The organism is Aequorivita sp. Q41 (assembly GCF_039831855.1).
Lineage (GTDB): Bacteria > Bacteroidota > Bacteroidia > Flavobacteriales > Flavobacteriaceae > Aequorivita.
The window spans coordinates 862,688-884,660 of record NZ_JBDPMS010000001.1; the positions used below are offsets into that span (position 1 = coordinate 862,688).

Below are 21,973 nucleotides of genomic sequence, written 5' to 3' on the forward strand. Positions count from 1 at the left end.
TTATTTTTTTACGGCGCTGCAACCTGCCATGGTTGTAATTTTAATTGCTTCTGTAGGAGGAAGGTTTTCGTTTCTACGAACCGTTTCTTCCACTACATTTCTTGTTATTTCCTCAAAAGCTTCCTCCGTTGGGGTTGCCGTTTGCAATGCGGCAGGTCTACCTACATCGCCTGCTTCACGAATGCTTTGCACCAATGGTATTTCTCCCAAAAACGGAACATCTAAATCTTCAGCTAGATGTTTAGCGCCTTCTTTTCCAAAGATATAATATTTATTTTCAGGAAGCTCAGCTGGCGTAAAGTATGCCATGTTTTCAATAATTCCTAAAACAGGAACATCTATATTTTCTTGCTGAAACATAGCCACACCTTTCCGTGCATCAGCCAAAGCAACATTCTGAGGCGTACTAACCACAACGGCCCCCGTAATAGGCAGGGATTGCATAATACTTAAATGAATATCTCCAGTACCGGGCGGAAGGTCTAACAACATAAAGTCTAATTCACCCCATGCTGCATCAAATATTAACTGGTTTAATGCTTTTGCAGCCATAGGCCCTCGCCAAATTACGGCTTGATCCGGTTGTGTAAAAAACCCGATTGAAAGAATTTTTACTCCGTAATTTTCAATAGGTTTCATTTTGCTTTTCCCTTCAACATTTATTGAAAGTGGCTTTTCCATGGCAACATCAAACATAATTGGGATTGAAGGACCGTAGATATCTGCATCTAGGATTCCAACTTTGAAACCCATTTTAGTTAGCGTTACAGCCAAGTTTGCAGTAACGGTAGATTTACCAACTCCTCCTTTTCCGGAGGCCACCGCTATAATATTTTGAATTCCCGGGATTGGTTTTCCTTTAATTAGATTTGGGTTTTGTGGTTTTGCAGGAGCCTCAACTTTAATATTTACTTGCACTTTCGCGCTTGCATTCACTTTTTCATGAATTGTTTTTACAACATCTGCTTCTGCTCTTTTTTTTATGTGAAGTGCTGGTGTGGATAATTTTAAATCCACAATAATTTCATCGGCAAAAGTTACTACATTTTGCACGGCACCGCTCTCCACCATATTTTTTCCTTCACCTGAAACAGTTATAGTTTCAAGGGCTTTAAGGATCTCTTGTTTTGAAATGCTCATTTATTTTCTCCTAATATTTAGATTGATTCTAAAGTGCAAATATACTAAAATAAGTTGGCAGTAATCAGTGACAGTTAGCAGTAAATTTTATTGAAATTATCCCCTATTGTTTGTAAGTCTTTCAAAAATCAGAAATTCAAAATTTTAGATGCTTTAACCCTTCCAGCATTTATAATGTGGGAAGGGTTTGGTTGAAATGTGATGTTTGTAAGGTGTATTTTTCAGCTAAGCTCCTTTATAGGATCCCAAAAAAGCGTCTCAAAATTTTGAATTTTATTGTCAACAACTTCAATGCCCTCATTTTCCAAAAGCTGTTGCATCAAGTTTGTTCCTTGAAAATGATGTTTTCCGGTAAGCATCCCATTTCGGTTCACAACTCTGTGTGCAGGAACTTCTTTTTTCTTACTTCCGTTCATGGCCCAACCAACCATTCGTGCACTTTTGGAGGCTCCTAAGTAGTTCGCAATTGCGCCATAAGATGTAACCCTTCCGTAAGGAATGCGCATTGCTACTTGATATACTTTATCAAAAAAACCTTCGTTGGCCATTTTAAAATTCCTTTACTATTTTTAAAAAAGTAAATAAAGAAATAATAGCGGTAACTAAACCAATAACGTAATTCATATTAAGTTTTAGCTTACGCGAATGTTCTTTGGGTCTAAAAAACTGAACGTACAAAGCTAAACTTGCATAAGTACCTATTCCTGCAGCTAAAACAGCCATATATATTTCAGGAGAAGAAAACGAAAAAATACCAAAAGCTGAAAAGGTTATCCCCAGATACATCCAATAAGGCAGTGGTAATAGGTTAAGCAAAGCGATAAAAATTCCTAAAAAAAATCGATTGGTTTTCGATGGCGCTTCTCGATCGTGCAATTCCCGTCGCGTATCCTTTGCAATAAAGAAAAAGTAAATGGTAAGGCTAATAAAAATGCCTAAGGCTACTTTCTGAAGAATATTAACAATCTCGGGATGTTTTCCGATATAGCCTGCAAAAAGCAACGCAATAAAGGTTTGAATCATCACGGTTATGCATACACCAACAGAAAAAAGCATCCCGTTTTTACGGCCATCTTTCATACTTATTTTGGCGGCATACATATTAATTAACCCCGGAGGAAGCACTCCAATAAACGAGCCAAAAAAACCTATAAGTAAATTGTAAATTATTGCCATTCAGGGCTAATATTTATGTGAATATACCAATTTTATCCCTAACGGAACTTAAAACGGATATAGGTTATTTTTTTTCCTTGCTCTAAATATTGGTTTTCATAAAACGTTTGAATATTGGTTACAGCCTCAGGCGCACCATGACTTCCATAAACATCGTGATGTGCGTATTCAATATTTTCGCCCAAGCCATGAAGGAGGCCAAGGGTATACCCATGCATAAATTCGCTATCCGTTTTTAGGTGCATTACGCCATCTGGTTTAAGTACTTTTTTGTATTTCTGAAGAAATTCTTCATTGGTCAAACGGTGTTTTGTTCGTTTGTATTTAATTTGAGGGTCGGGAAAAGTAATCCATATTTCATCTACCTCATTTTCGTCAAAAATATCGGCTACAAGTTCTATCTGAGTTCGCAGAAAGCCTACATTCGTTAGCTTTTCTTCTAAAGCAATTTTTGCTCCCCGCCAAAAACGAGCACCTTTAATATCTATTCCTAAAAAATTTACATCAGGATATGCTTTTGCAAGGTTCACTGAATACTCCCCTTTGCCACACCCTAATTCTAAAACCAAGGGGTTTTCATTTTTGAAGAAATTTTTTCGCCAATTTCCTTTTAGCTTAAGTGAATCGCTCATCACCTCTTCACGTGTAGGTTGCACAACATTGGCAAATGTTTCATTCTCCCTAAAACGTCTCAATTTATTTTTACTACCCAAAATTTTAATTTTTTGGTAAAATTAAGGAAATATACCTCTGCAGCAATTATAGCTACCTTTGTTTTTATGTCTAAAAAGAAAACAATCCTTGTTGCACCTTTACATTGGGGCTTAGGGCATGCTACCCGATGCATTCCTATCATCAAAGCACTGTTAGCGCATAACTTTAATGTTTTGTTGGCATCAGATGGGGGCGCACTTTTACTACTTCAAAAAGAATTTCCAGAATTGGAATCTATTGAATTACCTTCTTACAATATTACCTACCCTAAAAAGGGAAGTCATTTTAAGTGGAAAATCTTACTGAAGTTACCTCACATAAAACAAACGATGGATGCTGAAAAGGATGTTGTAAAAAAACTTGTAACAACTGGAAAAATTCACGGGATTATCAGCGATAATAGGTTTGGTGTAAGGAATAAAGCGGTTCCATCTGTTTTTATCACCCATCAATTAAATGTTTTAACGGGCAGCACAACAGTTGCAACTAGCAAAATGCATCAAAAAATCATTAAAAAATTTGATGTGTGTTGGGTGCCTGATGTTGAAGCTAAAACGCTAAACTTAAGCGGAAAACTTGGTCATATTAAAGGAGAACCTTTTCCTATAAAATACCTAGGTGTGTTAAGCAGAATGAAAAAAAAAGACCTTCCTAAAACAATTGATATTCTCGTTTTACTTTCTGGACCTGAACCCCAACGTTCCATTTTAGAAGAAAAACTCAAAGAGTCATTAAAAAACAATAAAAAGGAAGTTTTAATTATTCAAGGAATTGTTGAGAAGGAACAAAAATGGCGGCAATTTAAAAATATTAAAATTGTAAACTTTATGCAGAGTGCAGAGCTGGAAACAACCATAAATAAAAGTGAAATTGTGGTTTCTCGTTCAGGTTATACCACCCTTATGGATTTGACTGTACTTGAAAAAAAGGCATTCTTTATACCTACACCAGGGCAGTATGAACAGGAGTATATAGCAAAACGACTTAAGAAGCTATCGATTGTACCTTCGTGCAAACAGGAAAAATTCACGGAAAAGAAACTTAATAAAATTGCTGATTATAACGGATTAAAAACAGTAGCGACGCCAGAGTTAGATTTTTCAGCCTTATTCGCCCTTTTCCAAGGTAAATGAAAACTCTGAACCAATTCCGAATTGACTTTCAACATATATTTTTTCATTATGGGCTTCCACGATATGTTTAACAATTGAAAGCCCCAGGCCACTCCCACCTTCTTTGCGAGAGCCACTTTTATCTACTCGGTAAAAACGCTCAAAAATACGCGGCATATTTTCTTTTGAAATCCCTTCGCCATTATCGGTAACACGGACAAGAAATTTATTCTTTACAATGCTTTCAATACTAACTTCAGTTGTACCGTCTTGTTTTCCATATTTCAAGGAATTAACAATCAGGTTTGTCAGTACTTGCTCAATACGCTCGCGATCTGCTTTTACAATAATACTTTCGTTGTATTTTTTATCAAAAACCAACGAAATATTTTTCTTCGCGGCTTTCATTTCAAGAAGGTCAAACACATTTTGAACCAGTTCCAAAATATTAAAACTTTCAGTATTTAACACAAGACCCCCAACTTCCAGTCTTGTAATCATATCTAAATCTTTAATAATGTAAATTAAGCGCTCTACTCCTTTATTTGCACGCTGTAAGTATTTTTTTCTAACGCGTTTATCTTTCATTGCGCCGTCTAGCAGGGTTAAAATATACCCTTGAACAGTAAAAAGCGGCGTTTTTAGTTCGTGTGAAATATTTCCCATAAACTCTTTTCGATAATTTTCGCGAACATTTAAGGTTTCTATCTCAAGTTTTTTATCATTTACATAACGTTCCACTTCACGCGTAAGCACGTCCATATCTGTAGTTACAGAGAGTTTTGGAAAATCTTGTTCGTTTAATACCCGAACGTCTTGATAAATTTTTTGTATTCTAAAATAGATGAACTTTTCAACACGATACTGAAGAATAAAAAACGAAAGAATAAAGGAAACTAAGAAAAATGGCAGCAACCATATAGATATAATTTTTAAAAAAGCATACAAAAATATGCCTGCTGCAATTGTTAAAAACAAAGCAATGAGCAACGAAGTAGATGCTGCAAAGTTGTATTTTGTAGAAAGTTTCATTTATGCTAAACTACAAACTTATAGCCAACTCCTTTCACTGTTTTAAATTTATCGTCTCCAATTTTCTCGCGAAGCTTTCTAATATGGACATCTATGGTACGGCCGCCAACAATTACTTCATTCCCCCAAATACTGTCTAGAATATCTTCTCGTTTAAAGACTTTCCCTGGTTTTGAAGCTAAAAGTGCTAGTAATTCAAACTCTTTACGAGGCAGCACCATTTCTTCTTTGCCGAGTAAAATTTTATACTCTTCCCGATTGATGGTCAAATTTCCTAGCTTAATTTTTTCATCCTCTTCTTCTTCTTTAAACCTTCGTAATAATGCCTTTACTTTACTCACTAAAACCTTTGGTTTTATGGGTTTTGTAATATAATCGTCCGCCCCAGCCTCAAAACCAGCCATTTGCGAATAATCTTCTCCACGTGCAGTTAAAAAAGTAATTACTGTTTCCGAAAGTTCTGGAATGTTTCTTATTTTTTCACAGGCTTCAATGCCATCCATTTTTGGCATCATTACATCCATGATAATAAGGTGGGGCTTTATTTTTTTTGCTTGTGCAATGGCTTCAACTCCATTTTCGGCAGTTTCAACATTATAGCCTTCAGAATTAAGGTTATATCGTATTATTTCTAGAATATCTGGTTCATCATCTACCAATAATATTGTTATTTCCTTTTTTCTCATTTGTAGGTTTTTAGTTTTAATGCAGTATTCTTATACTTTATATTCCCCTGAAGACTATTATAATAGTAGTTTTTTAAGGAAGAAATTTTACATTTTTTGATGTGCCAAAGATACTCTTAATTAATCTTAGTAATGTTTAGCTCATTTATTTTTAATGTTTTGATAACGATTTAGTAATATCAACTCACGATTATCGGCATTAATCTCAGGCTTAAATTACAATTTTTAAAATACTTTATATTTAATTTTTTTTCTAAATAATTAACGCCTAACTTTAATAAGAAACTTAAAAACAGGCAGTTATGAAAAAACTTATTTTACTTACAAGTGTACTATTCTATGCCTTTTCTTTTTCACAAATACAGATTAATGAAGTAGATGTAGATCAAACAGGAACAGACACCACAGAATTTATCGAAATTAGCTCCGATACTCCAAATTTTCCTTTAGATGGGTACCTCGTTGTACTCTATAATGGAACTGACGACCAAAGTTACAAAACAATAAATCTAGCTGGTTACACAACAGACCCAAATGGGTTTTTTATTATTGGAAGCAACAATATCCCAAACGCCGATATTACTATAGGTAATAGCAATATTATACAAAATGGCCCAGACGCCATTGCTATTTACCAAGATGATGCTGCTAATTTTCCAAACGGAACAGCTGTTACAAGCACTAATTTGATTGATGCAATCGTATACGGCACAGATGACGATGATGATATTGGGCTTTTAGACGGGCTACTTCAAACTATTCAGTACGATGAAGATTTAAATGGAAATAAAGATGCAGAATCTATTCAGAATGATGGCTTCGATAGCTTTTGTGTCGATCTACCCACATTGCGAAGCCCTAATTCTTGTGTTTTAGGAGTCCCTGAAATGCAGTCCGAGTCTATCAAAATATATCCAAATCCAGTGACCAAAGGCTTTGTAAATATTACTTCAAATGTAAGGGGGATTAAAAACATTTCTATTTATGATGTGCTTGGGAAGCAAATTATAAACATTCTAATGCATGGTGAAAAGTTAGATATTTCAGCTTTAAGAAGCGGCATCTATATTCTCAAAATTGAACAAGGAAAAACGACTACTTCTAAAAAATTAATCGTCAAATAATTTAAGTTTAAAATTAAGTTTAAAGCTTCTGTATCTGCAGAAGCTTTTTTATTTAACTATTTTTGAAGTCAAAATAGTATTCTAAAAACTATGCTCGAAAAGGAAATCTTTACTATCAATTCTTCTGAAGATTTTAACCGTCTTGCTTTAAAGGTATTCCACTTTCAATATGAAAATGTGTCTGTATATAGAAACTTCTGTGATTATTTGAAAACAGATATTTCTAAAGTAAAAAACATTGAAGACATCCCTTTTCTACCAATACAATTTTTTAAGAATCAGAAAATAATTGCGAAAAATTTAACCGAACAAATAATTTTCACTAGCAGTGGAACTACTGCTAGTATAAGTAGTACACACTTTGTAGCAAGCATAAAAGTTTATGAAAAAAGTTTTTATAAAGCTTTTAAAAACTACTATGGCAACCCAGAAGAGTATACAATTTTAGCCCTTTTACCTTCCTATTTGGAGCGTGAAGGCTCTTCTTTAATTTATATGGTTGAACATTTAATTAAAAAAAGCAACAATCCAAATAGTGGTTTTTATTTATATGAAACTGAAAAATTGATTGAAAAATTGATTTTTTTAGAGAAAAACAATCAAAAAACAATCCTCATTGGTGTTTCCTATGCGCTTTTAGATTTAATTGAAAAAAGAAAGTTTCAGCTTAAAAATACCATAGTAATGGAAACTGGCGGTATGAAAGGTCGCCGAAAAGAAATGATAAAACAGGAATTACACGAAATTCTAAAAAAGGGATTTGGAGTTTCAAAAATTCATAGTGAATACGGAATGACCGAATTATTATCACAGGCATATTCTATGGGTGATGGAATTTTTACTTGCCCGCCATGGATGAAAATCTTGACACGCGACCCAGAAGACGCATTAAGCTATAATTATGGGAAAACGGGCGGCATAAATGTTATTGATCTTGCAAATCTTTATTCCTGTGCTTTTATAGCAACTCAAGATCTTGGAAAAACACATAAAAACAACACTTTCGAAATTATGGGGCGTTTTGACTCCAGCGATATTCGCGGCTGTAATTTAATGGTTTTATAGGGAAATATTTAACACAATTACAACAGAAAGGCACGTAAGCTTAACGGTAATGCTACGTCTGAATTGGTATGGGAAAGTGATTTTTCATAATTTAGTTGGTTGGTTAATTAAGAAATCCCCGTGCAAAAACTTGCCGGGGATTTTTTTATTGAAAGTTTTCAAAAAAACTAAGCCACTTTAATAATAAAATAATTTTTTTTTCCGCGTTGCAATAACACAAACTGGCCACTAATTAAATCGTTTTCAGTTACTGTAAAATCAGCCGCAACCTTTTCTTTATTTACTGAAATTGAATTTTCTTTTAATGCTCTTCGCGCTTCCCCATTAGATTTTAAAAAACCGGTTTTTTCAGCAAGTGCACCAATTATATCTATTCCATATTTTAAATCTTCTTTGGAAACAGTTGCTTGAGGCACACCATCAAATACTTCCAGAAAAGTTTTTTCATTTAGCATTTTTAAGTCTTCTGAAGTAGAGTTGCCAAACAATATTTCTGAAGCTTTTACAGCGTTTTCATACTCTTCAGCACTATGAACCGTCGTTGTTACTTCCTGCGCCAAACGTTTCTGAAGCAAACGCATATGCGGGGCTTCTTTATGCTCAGAGACTATGTTTTCAATAGTTTCTTTATCTAAAAAAGTAAAAATTTTAATATACTTTTCAGCATCATCGTCACTGGTATTCAGCCAATATTGGTAAAATTTATACGGAGAAGTTCTATTTGCGTCAAGCCAAATATTACCGCCTTCACTTTTACCAAATTTACTGCCATCGCTTTTAGTAATCAGTGGACAGGTTAAGGCGTAGCCTTTTCCACCACCAATTCTTCTTATTAGTTCAGTTCCAGTAGTAATATTTCCCCATTGGTCGCTCCCGCCCATTTGCAGTGTGCAGTCTAAATTTTTATATAAATGAAGAAAATCGTAGCCTTGGATCATTTGGTATGTAAACTCTGTAAACGAAAGTCCTTCCGCACTCTCACCACTCAATCTGGTTTTTACAGAATCTTTCGCCATCATATAATTTACGGTGATATGCTTCCCTACATTTCTGATGAAATCAAGAAAAGAAAATTCTTTCATCCAGTCGTAATTATTAACCAAAACAGCTTGATTCTCTGCTCCTGAAGTAAAATCTAAAAATTGTGAAAGTTGATTTTTCACACATTCTTGGTTATGACGCAAGGTATCTTCATTTAATAAATTTCGTTCTGCACTTTTACCTGATGGGTCACCAATCATTCCAGTAGCACCACCAACCAACGCAACAGGTTTATGTCCACAGCGTTGATAAAAAGACAAAAGCATAATAGGAACCAAGTTGCCAATGTGTAAAGAATCTGCAGTTGGGTCAAAACCAACATACGCAGCTCTCATTGTTTCCATAAGATGGGTTTCTGTATCGGGCATCACATCGTGTACCATCCCGCGCCATTGTAGTTCTTCAACGAAATTTTTCAGCTTCATTTTATAAATTTTGTGCAAAGATAGGGTTCTCACTTAAAGATTCAAGACTCTAAGCTCAAAAATGGAAAGAAAACAGCTGCCTTTTCGCTTTTAATTTTGATTTCATTTTGAGTATTTTCGCTATATGATTTTAGTAACTGGCGGAACGGGCATGGTGGGATCTCACCTTTTGTATTTTCTAACCATGGAAAACACAAAAGTGCGAGCTATACACAGAAAGAATAGCGATATAGCATCAGTTAAAAAAGTGTTTGCACATTACAGTTCAGATGCAGCCACACTTTTCAATAAAATTGAGTGGACGGAGGCTAACATCACAGACATTCCCGCACTTACCGATGCTTTTAAAAATATTACACAAGTGTATCATTGCGCCGCAATTATCAACTTTGATCCTTCAAAATACGAGATTCTTAAAAAAGCAAATGTAGAAGGAACTGCGAATATTGTAAATTTATGCCTCGCAAAAAAGGTTAAAAAAATCTGTTACGTAAGTTCGGTCGCCACGTTTGGAGTTACCCGTAACGAGCAGCTAATTACCGAAAAAACACCTTGGAATCCAGATGAAAAAAACAGCGTGTATGGCATTACAAAATACGGAGCTGAAATGGAGGTTTGGCGCGGCACACAAGAAGGTTTGAATGCAATAATAGTTAATCCTGGGGTTATTTTTGGAGCTTCTCCAACTAGTGGCGGAAGTGGCGCTCTAATTTCAGTTGGTGCAACTGGAATTCCTTTTTACCCTTCTGGAGCAATGGGCGTTATTGACGTAAAAGATGTAGTAAAAGCAATGCTTAGCTTGATGAAAACTAATATAAAAAACGAACAGTTTATATTGGTGGCAGAGAATATTTCGTATAAAAAATTCTTTACCATCTTAGCGCCTTTGTTTGGGAAAAAAATTCCTACTAAAAAACTTCCGAAAAAAATAATGTTCTTTTTAAGTACTGTAGATGGGGTATTACATACACTTTTCGGAATGAGAAGAAAATTACCAAAAGCAACAGTACGATCTATGTTTACAACATCGCTTTATGATGCTTCTAAAATAAAAAATGTAATTGGATTACAATTTACTCCCATACAAGAAACGTTAACACGAGTAGTAGAGGAAAATAAAAAAAGATCAAATTAGACTGTCTTTTTCAATTTCAGCAAACTTCTTTCTTTTTAGTAATCTAGCATCAGTGCTATCTTTTGTAGCTTCTTTTAAATCTTGAATGCTATCCATTCTTTTTTGCATTGCCGTAAGTCTAATTTCAATTTTTTTAAGAATATCCATATAAGTATTTACATCTGACGCATAAAAAGCATTGCTTTTTGCAAATTGTAAACTATCCACTCCAAAGTTTTTATAAATCAATGAATCCATCTTTACTCCTTTCGAAATAATCGACCTATTATCTACACTACGAGCAGCATTTGCCAAATAAGCTTCAGTAAGTATATCGACCATTTTGTCGGTACCTATTAGGTTTTCAGGCTTTTCAGGCTGCTTAACATCTTGGCAACCAAGCAACCCTAAACTAAGTATTAAAAGAGCTATAAACTGTTTCATTATCTATTAAAGCTAAGTCTTTCTGGATTGCTTTTATTGGGGAATTTAGCGTTTTCATAAACCAAAACCCCATTTACAAAGGTATGGGTAACCCGCGATTTAAAGATTGTACCTTCAAAAGGAGACCACTCACATTTGTATAAAATATTCTCCTTTTTAACAGTCCAAGGAGCGTTTAGATCTACCAAAACCAAATCTGCCTTATATCCTTTTCGAATGTAACCACGTTCTTTTATTTGAAATAAAATGGCGGGATTATGCGCCGTTTTTTCTACAATTTTTTCCAAAGAAATTTTTCCTTTATGATACATTTCTAGCAAAGCAACCAACGCATGTTGCACCAATGGCCCCCCAGATGGCGCATTTAAATAGGTGTTGTTTTTTTCTTCCAGCGTATGTGGCGCATGGTCTGTAGCAATAACATCAATACGATCGTCTAGCAATGCTTTTAACAAACCATCTTTATCCTTTTGAGTTTTTACAGCTGGATTCCACTTAATTTTAGTGCCTTTTGTTTTGTAATCGTCATCGGTAAACCACAAGTGATGAATACACACCTCAGCGGTGATTTTCTTTTCAGAAAGTGGTTTTTTATTGTCAAAAAGATGGGTTTCTTTTTCTGTAGACACATGAAAAACGTGGAGACGTGCACCCGTTTTTTTTGCAAGTTGTATAGCGTTTGAAGAAGAAATATAACAGGCTTCTTCGCTACGTATTTTTGGGTGTAGGGCTATTGGGATATCTTCCCCATATTCCGTTTTATACGTTTCTAAATTTTGCTTTATCGTTGTTTCATCTTCACAATGTGCAGAAATAAGCAACTTCGTTTTACTAAAAATTTCTTCTAAGGTTTTTGGATTATCAACCAACATATTTCCAGTTGAAGAACCTAAAAATAATTTCAATCCAGCAACTTTCTGTGGGTCTACTTTTAAAATTTCATCCAAATTGTCGTTTGTTCCTCCAAACATAAAAGAGTAATTGGCCCAAGAAGTTTTTGATGCGATATCAAATTTCTCCTCTAGCAACTCAATAGTAGTAGCTTGCGGAACCGTATTTGGCATTTCAATAAAGGTGGTAATCCCACCTGCCACAGCAGCTTTAGACTCAGTTTCAATAGTTGCTTTATGCGTTAGCCCAGGCTCACGAAAATGCACTTGATCATCAATCATTCCTGGCAACAAATAATAACCGTCTGCGTCTATTATCTTGGTGTCAGCAGATTTCATGCTAATGGTTTCAGATATTTCTGCAATACGACCATCTTGAATAAGAACATCAGCTTTTATGATTTTCCCTTCATTTACAATATTTGCATTCTTAATTAAAACTACTTTCATTAAATTTTTTTCTGTTAAATGCACTTTTAAATTTCATTGCTATCACCCCAAAAATAGCTTCAGAAATAATCCCTGAACTCATTTTGGACTCTCCTTTTGTTCGATCTGTAAATATTACAGGCACTTCTTTTATTTTAAATTTACTGATATGTGCTTTAAATTTCATTTCAATCTGAAACGCATAGCCCACAAAACGAATGTTATCGAGGTTTATTTTCTGTAAAACATTTCTTTTATAGCAAATAAAACCCGCGGTGGTATCATATACCTTCATCCCCATTACAAACCGCACATATTTAGAAGCCAACCAAGACAGTAAAACCCTACTCATTGGCCAGTTTACCACGTTTACACCTGTTACATATCGCGATCCAATTGCCAAATCATTCCCGTCTTTTTGGCAGGCATTATACAACCGAATAAGGTCGTTTGGGTTGTGAGAAAAATCTGCATCCATCTCAAAAATATAATCGTAATTATTCTCCAGCGCCCATTTGAAACCCGCAATGTAAGCTGTACCCAGCCCGCATTTTTGAGGTCGATTTAGTAAAAAAAGCTTGTTTTCGTATTTTTCGAAATTTGCCGTTACTACAGCTGCAGTGCCGTCCGGGGAATTATCATCAACAACTAAAACATGAAACTCACGTTGCAGTGAAAAAATGGTACGGAGCAAGCGCTCTATGTTTTCAATCTCATTGTAGGTTGGCACCACCACTACCGCCTTAGACATACTGCAAGTTTAAGGCAAATGTACCTTTTTTTGAATAAATAAATGTGAAGGAAAATCTAATTGATAGCATGAACAGGAAATTAATTTTGCTTTACCTTTACAAAAAAAACAAAAGTGGATTTCAGTGAAAGACTTATCGAATCAAACGATTGGGCTACTTTTTTATTAGGAGGCTGCTTTGTTCTTTTTGCACTTTCTAAATATTTCTACCCAAAACGATTTCACGAATTTTCGTTATTGCCAATAACCAATCAATATTTCTTTGTTCATGGAAAAAATGATGAATTAAATCATCCCTTCAACATGCTTCTTTTTGTTGCTCAAATAATTAGTGTTTCTATTTTTGTTTTTTTGCTTTTTGAAGTTTTTAATCCCACTAAAGTAAAACAAAATGAGTGGTTATTCATTCAAATTTGTACCGCTTACACCGCCTTCATTTTAATTAAATATTCGTTAGAAAAAATTGTTGGAACTATTTTTTCTTTAGATGAAATGATCAACCAATATCTTTATCAAAAATTGAGTTATCGCAATTTTCTCGGAATATTATTCTTTATAAGCAACCTATTTTTTCTTTACATTGTTACTCCAACAGCCACAACCTTACTCGTTTTTTCTTGTTGTATTGTGCTTTTAAACGCTATTGCATTGCTTTACAGCTATAAAAAAAGCGGAAATTTAATATTGCGCAATTTCTTCTATTTTATTTTGTATCTTTGCGCACTTGAAATTTCACCTTATATTATCCTCTACAAAACGTTTGTTTAAGAAGATAATATTTAAAAAATCAGGACATCTATGAAAGTGAAAACTATTTTGGTTTCCCAGCCCGAGCCTAAAATTGAAAATTCTCCTTATTTTGATCTTATTGAAAAACAAAAAGTCAAAATAGACTTCCGCCCTTTTATTCATGTTGAGGGGGTTTCTGGCAAAGATGTTCGTTCCCAAAAAGTTGATCTTTCAAAGTATACAGCTATAATTCTTACTAGCCGAAATTCTGTAGATCATTATTTTCGAATTGCGGAGGAGCTTCGTTTTAAGGTGCCAGACACCATGAAGTATTTTTGTTTAAGTGAAGCTGTTGCTTACTATCTACAGAAATATGTGGTGTATCGAAAAAGAAAAATTTATGTTGGGAAAAGAACCTTTCCTGAATTAGCTCCTTTGATAAAAAAATATAAGAACGAAAAGTTTTTACTCCCTACATCAGATAAGCTTAAACCGGAAGTACCTCTTGTTCTTAATGAGCTTAAAGTAGATTGGAAAGAAGCCACTTTTTACAAAACCGTAATTAGCGATCTTTCTAGCCTTCGCGATGTTTATTATGATATTTTGGTGTTTTTCAGCCCTAGCGGAATTGAATCGCTATTTGAAAACTTTCCAGACTTTAAACAAAACGATACGCGTATAGCCGTTTTTGGAAATACTACAGTCAAAGCAGCCAACGAACAAGGTTTACGGGTGGATATTCAAGCACCAACCCCTGAAACACCATCCATGACGATGGCTTTAGAAAAATACATTAAAGAGGTTAACCATAAAAAATAAACTTCATTAATTGCAATAAAAAAGGCTTGCCAGATTTGGCAAGCCTTTTTTGTATATTACATTTTTAAAATCTTATCCTAAAGCCGGTGCTCCTGAAAGAATTTCTTCATTTGCATATGCTTCAAACTTAGCAAAATTCTCTTTAAAAGAGTTTGCCAATTCTTTTGCTTGAATGTCATACGCTTTTTGATTCTTCCAAGTATCCTTTGGGTTTAAAACTTCCGTTGGTACACCTGGACATTCCTTGGGCATCATTAAATTGAAGATGGGGTGTTTCTCAAACGCCACATCTTTCAACTTACCTTCAAGGGCAGCTCCAATCATTGCGCGGGTAAACTTTAACTTCATTCTACTCCCCACGCCGTAAGGACCGCCAGTCCATCCAGTATTTATCAACCAAACGTTTACGCCAGCATCTTTCATCTTTTTGCTTAACATTTCAGCATATTTAGTTGGGTGAAGCGGCATAAATGGGGCTCCAAAACACGCTGAAAAGCTAGGTGTTGGCTCATTAATCCCTTCTTCGGTACCAGCTACTTTTGCAGTATATCCACTAATAAAATGATATGCTGCCTGCCCTGGAGTTAACTTTGAAATAGGAGGCAAGACACCAAATGCATCTGCAGTCAGGAAGAAAATATTCTTCGGATTCTGACCAATTGATGGCTCTTGGATGTTGTTAATATGATAAATTGGGTAGCTTACTCGTGTATTTTGTGTAATTGAAGTATTCGTAAAATCTACCGCTCCTTTTTCATCCATTATTACATTTTCCAATATTGCACCTGGCTTTATTGCATTGTAAATATCTGGTTCGTGTTCTTCAGTAAGGTTTATCACTTTTGCATAACATCCTCCTTCAAAATTAAAAATAGTGTTATCTGGAGTCCAAGCGTGCTCATCATCACCAATAAGTTTACGATCTGGATCTGCAGAAAGAGTTGTTTTTCCTGTCCCTGAAAGTCCGAAGAAAATTGCTGTTTCGCCATTTTCGCCAACATTTGCAGAACAGTGCATAGGCAAGGTATTTTTATCTACCGGCATAATGAAGTTTAGCGCAGAAAAAATACCTTTTTTAATTTCACCAGTATATCCAGTACCACCAATTAAAGCAATCTTTTTTGTAAAGTTTAAGATTGCAAAATTGTGCTGACGAGTTCCATCAACTTTTGGATCTGCCATAAAGCCTGGCGCATTTATTACTAGCCAGTCTGGCGCAAAGTTTTCCAACTCGCTATCTGTTGGCCTTAAAAACATATTGTGGGCAAAGAGATTAGACCAGGGTGTTTCGGTAATTACACGGATGTTAAGCTTGTAGTTTTTATCTGCACAAGCATAGCTGTCGCGAACATAAATTTCTTTCTCAGAAAGATAAGCTACAACTTTGTCATATAGCGCAGTAAACATGTCTGGCGGAAAAGGAATGTTTATATTTCCCCACCACACTTTATCGCGCGTAATGTCGTCTTTTACAATAAACCTGTCTTTTGGGGACCTGCCCGTAAATTCTCCTGTGTTTATAGCTAAAGCTCCGTTGTTTGCTTCTTCACCCTGCCCCTTATTTAGGGTTTCGCGGTGAAGCTCTTCTGAAGAAAGTTGATATTTAACTTTTGCATTTTTAATTCCGTATTTGTCAACCGAAATCGTTTTCATAGCTTGGTTTTTATCGACCATACATAATTTAATTTTGTAGAGTACAAAAGTAGGAAATCTTAAAGAAATTGAGGAAAATATAAAAATATTTTACTGCTTCTTTGATTTTAGCAGTGAATACGCGAGCCTAAGCCATCCAATTATAAATAACAACCCTCCTATTGGGGTTATAAATCCAATTTTTGCAGTATTAAAAGGCAAAATACTATTCAATGCAAGAAGATAAATAGACCCTGAGAAAAAGAGGATTCCTAGTATAAAAAGCCAAAAAATAGTTTTCTTAATTGGTATAGAAATGCTAGGCGTAAGGCCAAGGGCAAAAATAGCGAGACAATGATACACTTGATACCGTATTCCAGTTTCAAAAGTATGGAGTGCTGCTGCAGCTACCATATTTTTTAAACCATGAGCGCCAAATGCACCCACAGCAATAGTAATAGCCATAAGAAAAGAAGCTGTTACAAGTATATTTTTATCGAAAACAGTCATTTTTAATATTTGGAATTAGTAATTTCGTTCTTTACTCCAATCCTCAAAGTTAACAAAAATCTTCCATGAGAAACATATTAATTATAGGCGCAGGGCGATCCGCAACAAGTTTAATTCGGTATTTATTAGACAAAAGTGAAGCCGAAGAACTCTTTATTACCATTGGTGATATTTCGATACAAGCCGCGCAAAAATTTACACAAGAACATCCCAATGCCCGTGGAATTATGCTTGATGTTTTTAACGATATTCAACGTAAAAAAGCTGTTGAAAATAGCGATTTGGTAATTTCGATGCTGCCAGCGCGCTATCATATTGATGTAGCAAAAGATTGCCTTGAATTTGGCAAACACATGGTTACAGCCTCCTATGTAAGCGAACAAATGCAAGCCTTAAACCACAAAGCACAATCTAAAGGCTTGGTTTTTATGAATGAAATTGGTCTAGACCCAGGTATAGACCATATGAGCGCCATGCAAGTTATTGATAGAATTCGTGCCAAAGGGGGTAAAATGCTCCTTTTTGAATCTTTCTGTGGCGGTTTAATTGCTCCAGAAAGTGACGATAATCTCTGGAATTATAAATTTACGTGGAACCCTCGAAATGTGGTTTTAGCCGGTCAAGGTGGCGCTGCTGAATTTATTCAAGAAGGGAAATACAAATACATTCCATACCACCGTCTTTTTAGAAGAACTGAGTTTATAAATATAGAAGGCTACGGAAAATTTGAAGTATACGCCAACCGAAATTCACTAAAATATCAATCCATCTATGGGCTTGAAAACATTCTAACTTTATACCGCGGAACCATTCGCCGGGTAGGTTTTAGCCGTGCTTGGAATATGTTTGTACAGCTTGGTATGACCGACGACAGCTATACAATTCCAAATTCTGAAGCTATGAGCTATCGAGAATACATAAACCTTTTTCTTCCCTATTCCCCTTCAGACACTGTAGAATTAAAACTTCGCCACGCTTTAAAGATAGATCAAGACGACCTTATGTGGGAAAAATTGGAAGAGCTGGATCTTTTTACAAATGATAAAAAGCTAGGTATAAAAGATGCCACACCAGCAATGGGGCTTCAAAAAATACTGGAAGACAAATGGACACTTGCTCCAAAAGATAAAGATATGATCGTAATGTATCATAAATTTGGATATGAAATTGATGGGAAACAATACCAAATTGACAGTCACATGGCATTAATTGGGGAAGACCAAACCCATACTGCAATGGCCAAAACAGTTGGATTGCCCGTTGCAATTGCGGCTATAAAAATTCTTAATGAAGAAATAACAACTCCAGGAGTGCAACTACCAATGACCAAAGAAGTATACGAACCCATCTTAAAAGAATTGGAAGCACACGGAATAATCTTTCACGAAGAAGAAGTGAAATACGCAGGCTATAATCCTGAAAGTGTACACTAAGTTAATGAGGAATGAGGAATGAGGAATGAGGAATGAGGAATGAGGAAAAGTTAGTTATAAAAAATAAGCCCGCATGATGCGGGCTTATTTTTTATAAAATTACAAATTCTTTATCTTCTTCCTAGAAAAATAGAGATAAAATAAAGCAATGTTGCTAAAGATCCAAGTGCAGCCACAACATAAGTTCTTGCCGCCCATTTTAAAGCATCTTTTGCGCCTGCGTGTTCCTGTGGCGTAACCATATTACTGCTTTCTAACCACACCAAAGCGCGCTTACTTGCATCAAATTCTACCGGAAGTGTTATAAAAGTGAAAGCTGTTGTTACAGCAAATAGCAAAATTCCAATTCCAAAAACCCACGTTCCAAATGCTGTTCCCATTGCGAATAGCACAAGTCCCGCCATTATCACAAAATTAGATAATTTACTAGAAACACTTACCGCAGGAACGATTGTAGAACGTAATTTCAACCAACTATACGCAGTTGCATGTTGTATTGCGTGCCCACATTCATGAGCAGCAACCGCAGCTGCCGCAGCATTACGTTGCATATACACTGGTTCACTTAGGTTAACCGTTTTCTTTGTAGGATCGTAATGATCCGTTAACTGACCAGCCACCGAAATAACCTGTACATCAGTAATGCCGTTATCAGCAAGCATTTTTTCGGCTATTTCTTTCCCACTCATTCCATTTTGAAGGTGGATTTTGCTGTACTCTTTAAATTTACTTTTAAGCTTGTTGCTTACATACCAACTTACTAAAAAAATTAATCCTGCAATTATATAATATCCAAACATTGTTTTTATTTTTTAATTTCCTACTTCAAATTTAAGCAAAAAGCGTGCAATTTTTTAACCAACAATATTTACAATTTTTCCAGGTACGATTATCACCTTTTTCGGCCTTCTTCCCTCTAAATACTGAGCTGTTTTCGCATGTGCCATTACGGCAGATTCTATCTGATCTTTAGTTAAATCTAACGGCAACTCCAATGTAAATCGCATTTTTCCATTAAAAGAGATCGGATATTTCTTATTCGCTTCCACCAAATACATTTTTTCAAATGTTGGAAACGGTGCTGTTGAAATACTTTCCGTATGCCCTAATTTCTCCCAAAGCTCTTCCGCAATATGAGGTGCATAGGGTGAAATAAGAATCGCCAATGGCTCCAACACCTCACGGGAGTTGCATTTTTGAGACAAAAGTTCATTCACCGCAATCATAAAGGAGGAAACTGAGGTGTTAAAACTGAAATTTTCTATGTCTTCCTGAACTTTTTTAATGGTTTTATGAAGCGTCTTTAAACTGTCTTTTGAGGCAGCTTCATCGGTAACATAAAAACTTTCGTTTTCACCAGAATGGTATAATTTCCAAAGTTTTTTTAGGAATCCATGCACACCAGTAATTCCAGCAGTGTTCCATGGTTTTGCTTGTTCTAATGGGCCAAGGAACATCTCGTACATACGCAAAGTATCAGCGCCATACTGCTCGCAAATATCATCTGGGTTTACCACATTGTATTTGCTTTTGGACATTTTTTCTACTTCGCGGGAAACTTTAAATGTGCCGTCCTCTTCAGTTATAAACGCGGCATTTTTATATTCTTCACGCCAGTTTTTAAAAGCTTCAATGTCTAGCTCATTACTAATATTAACAAACGAAACGTCTGCATGTATTGGTTGGGTAGTTTTATTTTTTACCAATGAAGTCGAAACAAATGTATTTTCACCTTCTATTCTATGAGCAAACGCACTCTCCCCCAAAATCATCCCTTGGTTTATCAGCTTTTTAAAAGGCTCCTCCACAGGCACCAAGCCGCGATCGTGCATAAACTTCACCCAAAAACGACTGTATAGTAAATGCCCGGTGGCATGTTCGCTTCCGCCAATGTATAAATCCACATTTTGCCAATAATCCAATGCTTCTTTTGAAGCAAAAACTTCATCGCGCTTTGCAGCTTCCATATATCGGAAAAAATACCAACTGCTTCCTGCCCAACCTGGCATGGTATTTAATTCTAAAGGATATATCCCGTTATCATCGCCTTCGACTGCGCTCAGGCTGACATTAGCAACAATTTTTTGATTTTTTTCATCCCAACTCCAATTGTCGGCACGACCTAAAGGTGGTTCCCCTTCTTCCGTTGGTAAATATTTTTCAACTTCGGGAAGATGCAGCGGCAAACATTCCGTTGGTACGGCTTGTGGCATACCATCTTTGTAATAAATCGGGAACGGCTCCCCCCAATAACGCTGGCGGCTAAAAACAGCATCGCGCAAACGGTAATTTATCTTGCCTTCGCCAACTCCTTTTTCTTCTAAGGCAGCGATAATTTTTTCGGTAGCTTGCTTATAATTTAAGTCGTTTAAAAAATCGCTATTCGTAATAACGGTATTTTCCTTATCTGAATACGCTTCTTTAGCAATATCCGCATCCTTAAATATATTTGGAATTGGGATATTGAAATGTTTTGCGAAATCATAATCACGCTGATCGCCACAAGGCACGCTCATTACAGCGCCTGTGCCATAGCCGGCCAAAACGTAATCACCTATCCAAACGGGAATTTCTTCACCAGAAAAAGGATGCACGGCATACGCGCCTGTAAAAACCCCCGTAATGGTTTTTACATCTGCCATACGCTCCCGTTCACTTCGTTTTGCAGTGGCTTCAATATAGTTTTCTACAGCTTCTTTTTGTTCTAAAGTGGTGATTTTTGAAACCAAATCGTGTTCTGGTGCCAAAACCATAAAGCTCACTCCAAAAATGGTGTCGGGTCTTGTGGTGAATACGTCAATTTTGGCATCGTGCTCCTTAACATTAAAACGTACACTCGCTCCTTTACTTCTTCCTATCCAATTGGTTTGTGAATCTTTAAGGGGTTGTGGCCAATCAATTTTATCAAGTCCGTCAAGCAAACGTTGGGCGTACGCGGAAATTCGCATACTCCATTGTTTCATTTTTTTTCGGATTACAGGATAACCACCACGTTCAGAAACACCGTTTACTATTTCGTCATTTGCTAAAACAGTACCCAGCTGTGGGCACCAGTTTACTTCAGTTTCAGCCAAGTAAGTAAGGCGGTATTTTAAAAGTATTTCTTGTTTTTTAACTTCTGAAAACTCCAACCATTCGGAAGCAGTAAAATGCTCAATTTCGTCATCGCAAACTGCATTAGTTTTTAGATTTCCTTCGGATGAAAAAACAACCTGAAGCTCTTCAATAGCACGTGCTTTATCTAAATTTTTATCGTACCAGCTTTCAAAAAGCTGAAGAAAAATCCATTGCGTCCACTTGTAATATTCAGGATTACTAGTGCGCACTTCTCGGCTCCAATCGAATGAAAAGCCAATTTTATCGAGTTGTTCGCGATAACGCGTAATATTTACTTCGGTAGTTGTTGCAGGGTGTTGCCCTGTTTGTATTGCGTATTGTTCTGCTGGAAGCCCAAACGAATCATACCCTTGCGGATGCAACACATTAAACCCTTGATGGCGTTTGTAACGCGCATAAATATCGCTGGCTATATACCCAAGCGGGTGCCCCACGTGTAAACCCGCCCCAGATGGATAAGGAAACATATCCAAAACATAATATTTTGGTTTTTCGCTATTATTTTCTGCCTTAAAAGTCTTTTTTTCGCGCCAGATTTCCTGCCACTTACCTTCTATATCGTTAAAATGATATTTGCTCATCCGCTTTAC

Annotated in this window: 21 protein-coding genes; 7 read left to right on the top strand and 14 right to left on the bottom strand. The window is 35.9% G+C overall.

The window, feature by feature from the left end:
- The 4 genes from ABJ955_RS04055 to trmB all read right to left on the bottom strand — a co-directional run bounded on the left by ABJ955_RS04055 (window position 1) and on the right by trmB (window position 3,029).
- Entirely contained in the window at window positions 1-1,140 is a 1,140-nt protein-coding gene (locus tag ABJ955_RS04055; protein ID WP_347373318.1) for an Mrp/NBP35 family ATP-binding protein, read from the bottom strand.
- Between the two features lie 221 nt (window positions 1,141-1,361).
- Window positions 1,362-1,688, bottom strand: a complete 327-nt coding sequence (locus tag ABJ955_RS04060; RefSeq protein WP_347373319.1) for an MGMT family protein — start codon at window positions 1,686-1,688, stop codon at window positions 1,362-1,364.
- 1 nt (window position 1,689) lies between these two features.
- Entirely contained in the window at window positions 1,690-2,316 is a 627-nt protein-coding gene (locus ABJ955_RS04065) for a LysE family transporter (RefSeq protein ID WP_347373320.1), read from the bottom strand.
- Between the two features lie 38 nt (window positions 2,317-2,354).
- Window positions 2,355-3,029: a tRNA (guanosine(46)-N7)-methyltransferase TrmB gene (gene trmB / locus ABJ955_RS04070; RefSeq protein ID WP_347373321.1), complete on the bottom strand. Its 675-nt coding sequence runs from the start codon at window positions 3,027-3,029 to the stop codon at window positions 2,355-2,357.
- 12 nt (window positions 3,030-3,041) lie between these two features.
- Here trmB and ABJ955_RS04075 point away from each other — a divergent pair, with 12 nt between their 5' ends.
- Window positions 3,042-4,163 (top strand): glycosyltransferase, encoded by a 1,122-nt coding sequence (locus tag ABJ955_RS04075; RefSeq protein ID WP_347373322.1) that lies wholly within the window; start codon window positions 3,042-3,044, stop codon window positions 4,161-4,163.
- Here ABJ955_RS04075 and ABJ955_RS04080 read toward each other — a convergent pair.
- Both ABJ955_RS04080 and ABJ955_RS04085 read right to left on the bottom strand, forming a co-directional pair.
- Complete coding sequence (locus ABJ955_RS04080) at window positions 4,137-5,174, bottom strand: ATP-binding protein (protein WP_347373323.1); 1,038 nt, start codon at window positions 5,172-5,174, stop codon at window positions 4,137-4,139. The two genes, ABJ955_RS04075 and ABJ955_RS04080, sit on opposite strands and share 27 nt — an antisense overlap.
- 5 nt (window positions 5,175-5,179) lie before the next feature.
- On the bottom strand, window positions 5,180-5,860 hold the full coding sequence (locus ABJ955_RS04085) for a response regulator transcription factor (RefSeq protein WP_347373324.1): 681 nt from the start codon (window positions 5,858-5,860) through the stop codon (window positions 5,180-5,182).
- 302 nt (window positions 5,861-6,162) lie between these two features.
- Between ABJ955_RS04085 and ABJ955_RS04090 the strand changes: the two genes are divergently transcribed.
- Together ABJ955_RS04090 and ABJ955_RS04095 are read left to right on the top strand one after the other, a co-directional pair.
- Window positions 6,163-6,984: a T9SS type A sorting domain-containing protein gene (locus ABJ955_RS04090; protein WP_347373325.1), complete on the top strand. Its 822-nt coding sequence runs from the start codon at window positions 6,163-6,165 to the stop codon at window positions 6,982-6,984.
- A 90-nt stretch (window positions 6,985-7,074) separates the two neighbouring features.
- Window positions 7,075-8,049, top strand: coding sequence for an acyl transferase (locus tag ABJ955_RS04095; RefSeq protein ID WP_347373326.1), 975 nt, complete (start codon window positions 7,075-7,077; stop codon window positions 8,047-8,049).
- A 167-nt stretch (window positions 8,050-8,216) separates the two neighbouring features.
- On the opposite strand, the gene tyrS is transcribed toward ABJ955_RS04095, so the two are convergent.
- Window positions 8,217-9,515, bottom strand: coding sequence for a tyrosine--tRNA ligase (gene tyrS, locus ABJ955_RS04100; protein ID WP_347373327.1), 1,299 nt, complete (start codon window positions 9,513-9,515; stop codon window positions 8,217-8,219).
- A 124-nt stretch (window positions 9,516-9,639) separates the two neighbouring features.
- Between tyrS and ABJ955_RS04105 the strand changes: the two genes are divergently transcribed.
- Window positions 9,640-10,650 carry an NAD-dependent epimerase/dehydratase family protein gene (locus tag ABJ955_RS04105; RefSeq protein ID WP_347373328.1) on the top strand — a complete coding sequence of 337 codons (1,011 nt, stop codon included), beginning with the start codon at window positions 9,640-9,642 and terminating at the stop codon, window positions 10,648-10,650.
- On the opposite strand, the gene ABJ955_RS04110 is transcribed toward ABJ955_RS04105, so the two are convergent.
- From ABJ955_RS04110 to ABJ955_RS04120, 3 genes are read right to left on the bottom strand one after another with little or no spacing between them, the layout of a single operon-like run.
- Window positions 10,642-11,073 carry a DUF4296 domain-containing protein gene (locus ABJ955_RS04110; RefSeq protein ID WP_347373329.1) on the bottom strand — a complete coding sequence of 144 codons (432 nt, stop codon included), beginning with the start codon at window positions 11,071-11,073 and terminating at the stop codon, window positions 10,642-10,644. The two genes, ABJ955_RS04105 and ABJ955_RS04110, sit on opposite strands and share 9 nt — an antisense overlap.
- Complete coding sequence (locus tag ABJ955_RS04115) at window positions 11,073-12,413, bottom strand: dihydroorotase (RefSeq protein ID WP_347373330.1); 1,341 nt, start codon at window positions 12,411-12,413, stop codon at window positions 11,073-11,075. The genes ABJ955_RS04110 and ABJ955_RS04115 overlap by 1 nt, the downstream gene beginning before the upstream one ends.
- Window positions 12,394-13,143, bottom strand: a complete 750-nt coding sequence (locus ABJ955_RS04120) for a polyprenol monophosphomannose synthase (RefSeq protein WP_347373331.1) — start codon at window positions 13,141-13,143, stop codon at window positions 12,394-12,396. Before ABJ955_RS04120 ends, ABJ955_RS04115 begins: the two co-directional genes overlap by 20 nt.
- A gap of 114 nt (window positions 13,144-13,257) precedes the next feature.
- On the opposite strand from ABJ955_RS04120, the gene ABJ955_RS04125 reads away from it, so the two are divergent.
- A complete protein-coding gene (locus ABJ955_RS04125; RefSeq protein WP_347373332.1) occupies window positions 13,258-13,911 on the top strand; it encodes a DUF4271 domain-containing protein in 654 nt (217 codons plus the stop codon).
- Between the two features lie 30 nt (window positions 13,912-13,941).
- Window positions 13,942-14,691, top strand: a complete 750-nt coding sequence (locus tag ABJ955_RS04130; RefSeq protein ID WP_347373333.1) for a uroporphyrinogen-III synthase — start codon at window positions 13,942-13,944, stop codon at window positions 14,689-14,691.
- 72 nt (window positions 14,692-14,763) lie between these two features.
- Here ABJ955_RS04130 and pckA read toward each other — a convergent pair whose 3' ends face one another.
- Entirely contained in the window at window positions 14,764-16,365 is a 1,602-nt protein-coding gene (pckA, locus tag ABJ955_RS04135; protein WP_347373334.1) for a phosphoenolpyruvate carboxykinase (ATP), read from the bottom strand.
- Between the two features lie 69 nt (window positions 16,366-16,434).
- Window positions 16,435-16,833, bottom strand: coding sequence for a DUF423 domain-containing protein (locus tag ABJ955_RS04140; RefSeq protein ID WP_347373335.1), 399 nt, complete (start codon window positions 16,831-16,833; stop codon window positions 16,435-16,437).
- A gap of 65 nt (window positions 16,834-16,898) precedes the next feature.
- Here ABJ955_RS04140 and ABJ955_RS04145 point away from each other — a divergent pair, with 65 nt between their 5' ends.
- On the top strand, window positions 16,899-18,266 hold the full coding sequence (locus ABJ955_RS04145) for a saccharopine dehydrogenase C-terminal domain-containing protein (protein ID WP_347373336.1): 1,368 nt from the start codon (window positions 16,899-16,901) through the stop codon (window positions 18,264-18,266).
- A gap of 110 nt (window positions 18,267-18,376) precedes the next feature.
- Here ABJ955_RS04145 and ABJ955_RS04150 read toward each other — a convergent pair whose 3' ends face one another.
- Together ABJ955_RS04150 and leuS are read right to left on the bottom strand one after the other, a co-directional pair.
- Window positions 18,377-19,066, bottom strand: a complete 690-nt coding sequence (locus ABJ955_RS04150) for a zinc metallopeptidase (protein WP_347373337.1) — start codon at window positions 19,064-19,066, stop codon at window positions 18,377-18,379.
- A gap of 54 nt (window positions 19,067-19,120) precedes the next feature.
- Window positions 19,121-21,964, bottom strand: coding sequence for a leucine--tRNA ligase (gene leuS / locus ABJ955_RS04155; protein WP_347373338.1), 2,844 nt, complete (start codon window positions 21,962-21,964; stop codon window positions 19,121-19,123).
- Window positions 21,965-21,973 lie beyond the last annotated feature (9 nt).

What these genes read in the sequence shown, in the direction of transcription:
- ABJ955_RS04110 (WP_347373329.1), bottom strand. Translation starts at nt 11,073, where the DNA reads ATGAAACAGTTTATAGCTCTTTTAATACTTAGTTTAGGGTTGCTTGGT.
- ABJ955_RS04060 (WP_347373319.1), bottom strand. Translation starts at nt 1,688, where the DNA reads ATGGCCAACGAAGGTTTTTTTGATAAAGTATATCAAGTAGCAATGCGC.
- pckA (WP_347373334.1), bottom strand. Translation starts at nt 16,365, where the DNA reads ATGGTCGATAAAAACCAAGCTATGAAAACGATTTCGGTTGACAAATAC.
- ABJ955_RS04130 (WP_347373333.1), top strand. Translation starts at nt 13,942, where the DNA reads ATGAAAGTGAAAACTATTTTGGTTTCCCAGCCCGAGCCTAAAATTGAA.
- ABJ955_RS04080 (WP_347373323.1), bottom strand. Translation starts at nt 5,174, where the DNA reads ATGAAACTTTCTACAAAATACAACTTTGCAGCATCTACTTCGTTGCTC.
- ABJ955_RS04120 (WP_347373331.1), bottom strand. Translation starts at nt 13,143, where the DNA reads ATGTCTAAGGCGGTAGTGGTGGTGCCAACCTACAATGAGATTGAAAAC.
- ABJ955_RS04055 (WP_347373318.1), bottom strand. Translation starts at nt 1,140, where the DNA reads ATGAGCATTTCAAAACAAGAGATCCTTAAAGCCCTTGAAACTATAACT.
- ABJ955_RS04085 (WP_347373324.1), bottom strand. Translation starts at nt 5,860, where the DNA reads ATGAGAAAAAAGGAAATAACAATATTATTGGTAGATGATGAACCAGAT.
- leuS (WP_347373338.1), bottom strand. Translation starts at nt 21,964, where the DNA reads ATGAGCAAATATCATTTTAACGATATAGAAGGTAAGTGGCAGGAAATC.
- ABJ955_RS04150 (WP_347373337.1), bottom strand. Translation starts at nt 19,066, where the DNA reads ATGTTTGGATATTATATAATTGCAGGATTAATTTTTTTAGTAAGTTGG.
- ABJ955_RS04090 (WP_347373325.1), top strand. Translation starts at nt 6,163, where the DNA reads ATGAAAAAACTTATTTTACTTACAAGTGTACTATTCTATGCCTTTTCT.
- ABJ955_RS04115 (WP_347373330.1), bottom strand. Translation starts at nt 12,413, where the DNA reads ATGAAAGTAGTTTTAATTAAGAATGCAAATATTGTAAATGAAGGGAAA.
- ABJ955_RS04065 (WP_347373320.1), bottom strand. Translation starts at nt 2,316, where the DNA reads ATGGCAATAATTTACAATTTACTTATAGGTTTTTTTGGCTCGTTTATT.
- ABJ955_RS04105 (WP_347373328.1), top strand. Translation starts at nt 9,640, where the DNA reads ATGATTTTAGTAACTGGCGGAACGGGCATGGTGGGATCTCACCTTTTG.
- ABJ955_RS04095 (WP_347373326.1), top strand. Translation starts at nt 7,075, where the DNA reads ATGCTCGAAAAGGAAATCTTTACTATCAATTCTTCTGAAGATTTTAAC.
- ABJ955_RS04140 (WP_347373335.1), bottom strand. Translation starts at nt 16,833, where the DNA reads ATGACTGTTTTCGATAAAAATATACTTGTAACAGCTTCTTTTCTTATG.
- ABJ955_RS04145 (WP_347373336.1), top strand. Translation starts at nt 16,899, where the DNA reads ATGAGAAACATATTAATTATAGGCGCAGGGCGATCCGCAACAAGTTTA.
- tyrS (WP_347373327.1), bottom strand. Translation starts at nt 9,515, where the DNA reads ATGAAGCTGAAAAATTTCGTTGAAGAACTACAATGGCGCGGGATGGTA.